Raw genomic sequence first — 8,291 nt, 5'->3', positions numbered from 1 at the left:
GTGCGAGGCGGCCATCGAGCCGCGCAACGCCGCCGGCCTCTATCACACCGCCTTCCTGATGCCGACCCGCAAGGACCTGGCGCGCTGGCTGGTTCACGCCGCCTCGCACCGCGCGAAGCTGTCGGGCTTTGCCGATCATCTCGTCAGCGAATCCGTCTATCTCGACGACCCAGAAGGCAACGGCATCGAGGTCTATGCCGACCGCGATCCCTCGCAATGGCAGTGGAGCGAGGGCAGCGTGAAGATGGCGACCGACGAGCTCAACATTCCCGACCTGCTGTCGCTGACCAATTCGCGCGTGCCCGATTATGCCGGGGCGCCGGAGGGCTTGCGCGTCGGTCACATGCACCTGCGGGTCGGCGATCTCGCGCAGGCCGGCAATTTTTATCATGGCGCGATCGGTCTCGATCCGACCCGCAGCCGCAGCGGCGCGGCGTTCCTGTCGTCGGGCCGCTATCATCATCACCTCGGCATCAACGTCTGGCAGAGCCAGGGCGCGGGCCAGCGTGACGATCAGATGACCGGCCTGGCCTGGTTCTCACTGGTGACGGAAAAGCCGGACATTCTCGCCGCGCAGGAGCAGCGCCTGCGCAAGGCCGGTGCGAAGGTGACGGCGCTCGCAGGCGGCCTCGAGGCCGTCGATCCCTGGGGTACGCGCGTGCGGCTGCTCAAGGCGTGATCGAAGGCGGCTGCTTCAGCCTGCCGCGCGAAGGTCGGCGTGCTCGTCCGACCAGACGCAACATCCGCCTCCCGCGCGCTTGGCCGTATAAAGCGCACGGTCGACCCGTTCCAGCAATTGCGAGGCCGAGCCCGCGCTGACGGCATCGGTACTGACGAGAATGCCGGCGCTTGCGCCAATGCATACCGGAATGTCCGTCAGCAAGAAGGGCATCGACAGCTCGGCAATGGCCTGACGCGCCAGTGCGAGCGCCTCCTCACGACCGGCTTCGCCCGCTGTGACTGGTCGGAGCATCATGAACTCGTCGCCGCCAAAGCGTGCCGCGATGCCGCTGTCGCCGATGCAGGACGACAGACGCTGGGCCACCTGGCGCAGCAGATCGTCTCCGGCCTGGTGGCCGTGACGGTCGTTGACCGGCTTGAAGCCGTCGAGATCGATGGCGACGATCGCGAAATCGCCGCTCGTCTCGGCCAAGGCCTGGAAGAACGCGGCGCGGTTCGGCAATCCCGTGAGAAAGTCGTGCGTGGCCTGCCGCGCCAGCCGATGCTTGGCCTCGACGCGTTCGACGAACGCGGCAGACAGATGCTTCGAGGCCTCGCGCAGGGTCAGCCAGAAGAACACCAGCATGATCGCGCCGATCTTGTAGGCAAATTCGGGTCGGAGCAGACCGCCGACGATCGTCGGCAGCAGGAGGATGGCGGCCGTGTTCAGGATGATCCACGGCCGGATCGCGGCGCGCGAGACCATGCCGACGCAGAACGACATCGAGAGGCCGAACGCGATCCACGCGCCGGGGTCGTCGTCGAGCGCGAGCGCGCGATAGGAGAGCAGGCCTAGCGCAAGGCCGAACGCCGAGGCCCCGGCGCCGTAAAGCCGCTCCCAGCGAACCACGTCTGCGTCGGACAATTGCGCCGCGCGAGCTTTGTAGCGAAGCAGGGAATAGACGCGGGCGGCCGCGGTGACGAAGATAAAAGCCGAAATGACGGCATAGCCGATGTCACCGCTCATGACCGTCAGCGCCACGGCGCCCGTTACGGATGTCACGCCGATGGCAAACACTTGCGGCAATGACGTGTACAGGAGATCGACCAGCTCGCGCCGGATGCGCGGATCGGGATGCAGATACCTGGACAGCATTGTGAGAGGCATGCGGGCACCATCACCATCACTCCCTAAAACCGAGTAGGGGATGGGGCGCGTCATGATGGCCAGTTCGCAACATCCTTAAGGAGTCGTCAAAGCCCGGCTTGCTGGCGATTTTCTCACATGATAGCAGCAATCGACGGGGCCTTGCCGGGTTCCGATGCTGGGACCTTCGCGCACATGTCCGAATTCCACGGTGTCTTCCCCTATCTCGTCTCGCCCGTCGATGCCGGTGGCAATGTGCGCACCGAAGTCCTCGGCAAGCTCTGCGATGACCTGATCGGCGCCGGCGTGCACGGGTTGACGCCGCTGGGCTCGACCGGCGAATTCGCCTATCTCAATGCCGCGCAACGCAGCGCTGTCGTGCAGACCACGATCGAGGCCGCGAAGGGCCGGGTGCCTGTTGTGGCGGGCGTCGCCTCCACCTCGACCGCGGACGCGGTGACGCAGGCGAAAGCCTACCAGAAACTTGGTGCCGACGGTGTCCTCGCGATCCTGGAAGCCTATTTCCCGCTGGCCGATGCCCAGGTCGAATCCTACTTCCGCGCCATCGCGGATGCCGTCGACATTCCCGTCGTCATCTACACCAACCCGCAATTTCAGCGTTCCGATCTCACCCTCGACGTCGTTGCGCGCCTCGCCGAACATCCGCGCATCGGCTACATCAAGGATGCCTCGACCAATACCGGCCGGCTGCTCTCGATCATGAACCGCTGCGGCGATGGCTTGCGTGTGTTCTCGGCCTCCGCCCACATTCCGGCGGCGGTGATGCTGATCGGCGGCCGCGGCTGGATGGCAGGACCTGCCTGCATCATCCCGCGCCAGAGCGTTGCGCTTTACGAGCTCTGCAAGGCCGGACGGTGGGACGAGGCCATGGCGCTGCAGCGCCGGCTGTGGCGCATCAACGAAGCCTTTGCCCGCTTCAACCTCGCCGCCTGCATCAAGGCCGGGCTTGCGATCCAGGGCTACGACGTCGGCGACCCCGTCCCGCCGCAGGCACCTTTGACCGCCGAGGCGGGCAAGGTCGTGGAGACGGCTCTGCGCGATCTGACATAATTGCTCGTTACGCGGCAATTCGTCCCGGCACCCGTGCACGGCAGCAAATGCCCCTTACCTGACCGAGAAACTTCCGCTCGTCTGCGACGTTTCTGCCTGAGCAAGGCCCTCCATGCATGTGCATCTCAGAGCCCCGCATTCAGCATAACAGATGGTGATCCCGATGAATCGTCGCTATGCGATTGCCGCAGCAGCTGTCGCCGCCCTGCTGCTTGCCGTCACCGCCGCGAAGATCCTGCAAGTCCCCTGGACCACGCCCGCCGCGCGCGCCGTCGAGCAGCGGGGGCCGCTGTCCGAGGGCGAAAAGGCCACCATCGACATCTTCGAGCGCGTGTCGCCTTCGGTGGTCCAGGTGGCCGCCAAATCGGCAGCCAGTCCCCTCATGGGTGAGGAGAGCCAGGGCAATGCGTCCGGCACGGGCTTCGTCTGGGACCGCGACGGTCATCTCGTGACGAACAATCACGTCATCGCCAATGGCGGCGAGATCGCGGTGAGGTTTGCGTCGGGAGAGGTGGCCCAGGTGGACCTGGTCGGCACGGCTCCCAATTACGATCTCGCCGTGCTGCGGATCCGCAGCGTGCGCGAGCTTCCGGCTCCGATCGCGCTCGGCAGCTCGAACGACCTGAAAGTCGGGCAATCCGCCTTCGCGATCGGCAATCCCTTCGGACTGGACCAGTCGATGACCTCCGGCATCATCAGTGCGCTCAAGCGCAGGTTGCCGACCCATGGCGGCCGGGAGATCGCCAACGTCATCCAGACCGATGCCGCGATCAACCCGGGCAATTCGGGCGGGCCGCTGCTGGATTCCGCCGGCCGGCTGATCGGGGTCACCACGGCGATTATCTCGCCGTCCGGCTCGAACGCCGGCATCGGCTTCGCGGTCCCGGTCGACGTCGTGAACCGGATCGTCCCGGAGCTCATCCGCAACGGCCGAGTGCCGACGCCGGGCATCGGCATCGTGGCCGCCGGCGAGGATGTTTCGACCCGGCTTGCTGTCGAGGGGGTGATCGTGGTGCGGACGGCCCCCGGTAGCCCTGCCGAGCGTGCCGGGATTCGCGGTGTCAATTTTTCCACGGGAGCGGTGGGAGACATCATCACTGCGGTGGAAGGCAAGCCGGTGCGGCGCCTTGCCGACCTGACCGATGCGCTGGAGCAGGCCGGGGCCGGAAAAACCGTTCGGCTCACGGTCAAGCGCGGCTCGGACACCCGTGACGTGAATGTGGGCATCGTCGATATCGACCGGTCCTAGGCAGCCCATCGGCGCCAGCAAGGGGTTCTGACGCGTACGGCCGATGTGCCGGAGCTCGGTTGTCTGGACCGCAAAATCCGTTAAAACCGCCACGGTCGCCTTTGCGGATTTCGAGGACATACGGAATGAACATTCTTCCCGGCAATTTGCGTTTCGGAGCGGGGCAGCCCGTCAAGCGTTTGGAAGACCAGAGGCTGCTCACCGGGAAGGGGCAATTCATCGACGACAAGCCGGAGGAGGGCGCGTTGTGGTTGCACGTGCTGCGCTCGCCACACGCCCACGCGAAGATCGTCTCGATCGACACCGGCGCTGCAGCGTCGATGCCCGGCGTCACCGCGATCTACACCGGCGCTGATCTCGTCAAGGACGACGTCGGCACCATCCCGACGCTGAACATCTTCAAGCGCCCCGACGGCAAGCCGATGACGGTGCCGCCGCGCCGGCTGCTGGCCCACGAGGTCGTGCGCTATGCCGGCGAGGCCGTGGCCGCAGTGGTGGCCTCCTCGCGGGTGGAGGCGCAGAGCGCGGCCGAGGCGATCGTGGTCGAATACGACGTGCAGCCCGCGGTGGTCGATCCGGTCGAGGCGGTAAAGCCCGGCGCGCCCGTCGTCTGGCCCGAGGCACCGGACAACATCGTCGGCGCCATGGCTTACGGCGATGCCGCCAAGGTCGACGAAGCCTTTGCCAAGGCCGCGCATACGGTCGAGCTCGATATCGTCAGCCAGCGCCTCGTTCCGTCCGCGATGGAGCCGCGCTCGACCATCGCGGAGATCGACAAGAAGTCCGGCCGTCTCCTGCTGCACGTGCAGTCGCAGACGCCGGCCTCGACCCGCGACGTGCTGGCGGAAGCCGTGCTGAAGCGCCCGAAGGACAGCGTCCGCGTGCTGGTCGGCGACATCGGCGGCGGTTTCGGCCAGAAGACCAACCTCTATCCGGAAGACGGCATCGTTGCCTATGCCGCGACCAAGCTGAACAAGAAGATCCGCTGGCGCGGCGACCGCACCGACGAATTCGTCGGCGGCACCCACGGCCGCGATCTCACCTCGACCGCGTCCTTTGCGCTGGACGAGAAGGGCAAGGTGCTGGCCTATCGCGTCAAGTCGATCGGCTGCACCGGTGCGTATTCCTCGGGTGCGGCCAACATCATCCCGCTGGTGCTCGGGCCGTTCGTCCAGACCGGCGTTTACGATCTGCCGCTGGTGCATTTCGAGGTGAAGTCGGTGATGACTCACACCGCGCCGGTCGGCGCCTATCGCGGCGCCGGGCGGCCCGAGGCGGTGTTCATCGTCGAGCGCCTGTTCGACGCCGCTGCGCGAAAGATCGGCATGGATCCGCGCGCGATCCGCAAGGCCAATTACATCAAGCCGGCGCAACTGCCCTACACCAATGCCGCCGGCCAGGTCTACGATTCCGGCGCCTTCGCCCACATGCTCGACCGCGCCGTGAAGCTCGCCGACTGGGACGGCTTTGCCGCGCGCAAGAAGGCGGCCAAGAAGAAAGGCCTGCTCTACGGCCGCGGCCTCACCTCCTACATCGAATGGACCGGCGGCCGTGCGCATACGGAAAAGGTCACGCTGCAAGCGACCTCGCAAGGGCGGGTCGTGCTGCACTCCGGCACCATGGCGATGGGGCAGGGACTGCAGACCACCTACACCCAGATGATCTCCGACACGCTCGGCATCCCCATGGACAAGATCGACGTCGTACAGGGCGACACTGATCTTGCCACGGGTTTCGGCAGCGTCGGCTCGCGCTCACTGTTCGTCGGCGGCACCGCGGTGGTGGTCTCCTCGAACGACCTGATCCAGAAGGCGCGTGAGAAGGCGGCCAACGTGCTGGAGACGTCGGTCGAGGATATCGAGTATCAGGGTGGCATGCTCACCGTGGTCGGCACTGACCGCCGCATCAGCCTGTTCGATCTCGCCGAGAAGGAGAACGGTGCCAAGCTCAGCGTCGATTCCGAAGGCGAGGTCGACGGTCCCAGCTGGCCGAATGGCACGCATATTTGCGAGGTCGAGATCGATCCGGAGACCGGCGTCTCCCGCGTCGTGCGCTACACCACAGTGGACGACGTCGGCGTCGCGGTGAACCCGATGCTGGTCTCGGGCCAGATCCATGGTGGCGTCGCGCAGGGCATCGGACAGGCGCTGTACGAAGGCGTCTCCTACGATGCCGACGGCCAGCTGCTCACCGCGAGCTACCAGGACTACTGCATTCCGCGCGCCGACGACGTGCCGCCGATCGTGGTGACGCTGGACGATTCCGCACCCTGCCGCACCAATCCGCTCGGCGCAAAAGGCTGCGGCGAGTCCGGCGCCATCGGGGGCCCGCCTTGCGTCACCAATGGCGTGATGGACGCGCTCGCCGAACTCGGTATCACCCAGCTGAACACGCCCCTGACGCCGCAGAAGATCTGGCAGGCGATCAGGGACGCGAAGGCGGCGGGGTAGTCCCCGCGTCACACTCGGGTGTCGTCCCGGGGCGCGCGAAGCGCGAGCCCGGGAGCCATAACCACAGGGCGTGGTTGTGGCGCGAAGCTGGCAACTCCGAGTCCCCGTAACCACATCCGCCTGTGGTTATGGGTCCCCGCCCCCGTGCGCAATTGCGCACTAGGCGGGGACGACACCGATGATGTGGCGCCGGTTCGTCGTCAAATCCCCAGCATCATCTTCGCGATGATATCGCGCTGGATCTCTGACGTGCCGCCGAAGATGGTGTAGGCGCGGCCGTTGAGATATTCCGGCATCACGGTCAGCATTTCCTCAGGGATAACAGGCTCGTGGTTGAGCTTGTAGAGCGGTCGCATCGGCTCGACGTGAAGCGCGTCGTGGCCGATCACGTCGGCCCCTAACCGCGTCACGGCCTGGCGGATCTCGCTGTTGCGCAGCTTCAGGATCGACGACACCGCGCCGGGATTTTGCCCGGTCTGCAGCGCCGAGAGCACGCGAAGCTCGGTCATCTCCAGCGCGTCGATGTCGACCTCGACCTCTGAGATGCGCGTTGCGATGTCGGGGCTGTCGATGGCGCGGCCGGTGAGGTCGGACTCGGCGAGATCTGAGATCGCCTTCAGCCCTTCGCGCAGCTTGGCCGAGGCGATGCCCGCGCCGCGCTCGAACTCCAGCAGATACTTGCCGTAGGTCCAGCCCTTGCCTTCCTCGCCGACGCGGTTGGCGACGGGCACGCGCACGTCGTCGAAGAACACCTGGTTGACCTCGTGGTCGCCGCCGATGGTCAGGATCGGGCGCGTGGTGATGCCCGGCGTCTTCATGTCGATCAGGATGAAGCTGATGCCGTCCTGCTGCCGCGGCCCGTCGCTGGTGCGCACCAGCGCGAACATGCGGTTGGCGTGATGGGCATGCGTGGTCCAGATCTTGGTGCCGTTGATGATATAGTCGTCGCCGTCGCGCACCGCGCGCGTCTTCAGCGAGGAGAGATCGGAGCCGGAGCCGGGCTCGGAATAGCCCTGGCACCAATAGTCCTCGCCGGAGAGAATCCGCGGCAGGTAGAAATTCTTCTGCTCCGGCGAGCCGAAGCCGATGATGACGGGGCCGACCATCTTCACGCCCATCACGTTGACGTTGGGCACGCCGGCGCGCGCGCATTCGGTCTCGAAGATCCAGCGCTGCGCCGGCGTCCAGTCCGGCCCGCCATGTTCGACCGGCCAGCCCGGCGCGCCCCAGCCGTTGGCATGCAGCGCGCGTTGCCAGGCCATGCCGATATCGGGGTCGGAGAACACCGACGGCGTCAGCGCGGTCGCGCGCTTCATCTCCTCGGTGAGGTTTTTGGCGATGAAGCTGCGCACCTCATTCTGGAAAGCGCGCTCTTCTGCGTTGAACGACAGGTCCATGAGGCTCTCCCGGTGTCAGGCCATGCGGCCGAGTTCGGCGTGGCGGGCATAGTGATGCGCGCTGCCGCCGAACAGCGTGTCGAAGGCGACGAGGCGCTTGAAATAGGCGCCGACCTCGAGCTCCTCGGTGACGCCCATGCCGCCATGAAGCTGGATCGACTGCTCGCCGACGAAGCGCGCGCATTTGCCGATCTTGGCTTTTGCGCCGGACGCTGCCCGGGCCCGTTCGGTCGGCGCGCTATCTGCCTTCAACGCCGCCCGCAGCGCCATCGAGCGCGCCTCGTCGACCTGCATGGCCATGTCCGCGAGACGGTGGC

General features: G+C 66.1%; 7 protein-coding genes. 4 read left to right on the top strand and 3 right to left on the bottom strand.

From position 1 onward, the window contains the following. Positions 1-679, top strand: a 679-nt coding sequence (locus JHD07_RS15080) for a VOC family protein (RefSeq protein WP_291623466.1), incomplete at its 5' end; no start/stop codon positions are given. A 15-nt stretch (positions 680-694) separates the two neighbouring features. On the opposite strand, the gene JHD07_RS15075 is transcribed toward JHD07_RS15080, so the two are convergent. Continuing rightward, on the bottom strand, positions 695-1,828 hold the full coding sequence (locus JHD07_RS15075) for a diguanylate cyclase (RefSeq protein WP_291623464.1): 1,134 nt from the start codon (positions 1,826-1,828) through the stop codon (positions 695-697). Positions 1,829-2,002: 174 nt separating this feature from the next. On the opposite strand from JHD07_RS15075, the gene JHD07_RS15070 reads away from it, so the two are divergent. The 3 genes from JHD07_RS15070 (at position 2,003) to JHD07_RS15060 (ending at position 6,577) form a co-directional block, all read left to right on the top strand. Then, the gene (locus JHD07_RS15070) at positions 2,003-2,878 is read left to right on the top strand and encodes a dihydrodipicolinate synthase family protein (RefSeq protein WP_291623462.1); all 876 of its coding nucleotides are present in this window, start codon (positions 2,003-2,005) and stop codon (positions 2,876-2,878) included. 163 nt (positions 2,879-3,041) lie between these two features. Beyond that, a complete protein-coding gene (locus JHD07_RS15065; RefSeq protein WP_291623460.1) occupies positions 3,042-4,127 on the top strand; it encodes a trypsin-like peptidase domain-containing protein in 1,086 nt (361 codons plus the stop codon). 125 nt (positions 4,128-4,252) lie between these two features. Beyond that, entirely contained in the window at positions 4,253-6,577 is a 2,325-nt protein-coding gene (locus JHD07_RS15060; RefSeq protein ID WP_291623459.1) for a xanthine dehydrogenase family protein molybdopterin-binding subunit, read from the top strand. Between the two features lie 200 nt (positions 6,578-6,777). Here the strand turns inward: JHD07_RS15060 and JHD07_RS15055 are convergent, their stop codons facing one another. Continuing rightward, positions 6,778-7,974, bottom strand: a complete 1,197-nt coding sequence (locus tag JHD07_RS15055; protein ID WP_291623457.1) for an acyl-CoA dehydrogenase family protein — start codon at positions 7,972-7,974, stop codon at positions 6,778-6,780. Positions 7,975-7,989: 15 nt separating this feature from the next. Continuing rightward, positions 7,990-8,291 (bottom strand): acyl-CoA dehydrogenase family protein (locus JHD07_RS15050; RefSeq protein ID WP_291623454.1); only part of this gene is annotated, 302 nt, incomplete at its 5' end.

Source organism: Bradyrhizobium sp. (assembly GCF_016462955.1).
Classification (GTDB): domain Bacteria; phylum Pseudomonadota; class Alphaproteobacteria; order Rhizobiales; family Xanthobacteraceae; genus Bradyrhizobium.
Note: the sequence above shows the minus strand (reverse complement) of the source record. Positions and strands in the feature narration are given on the sequence as shown.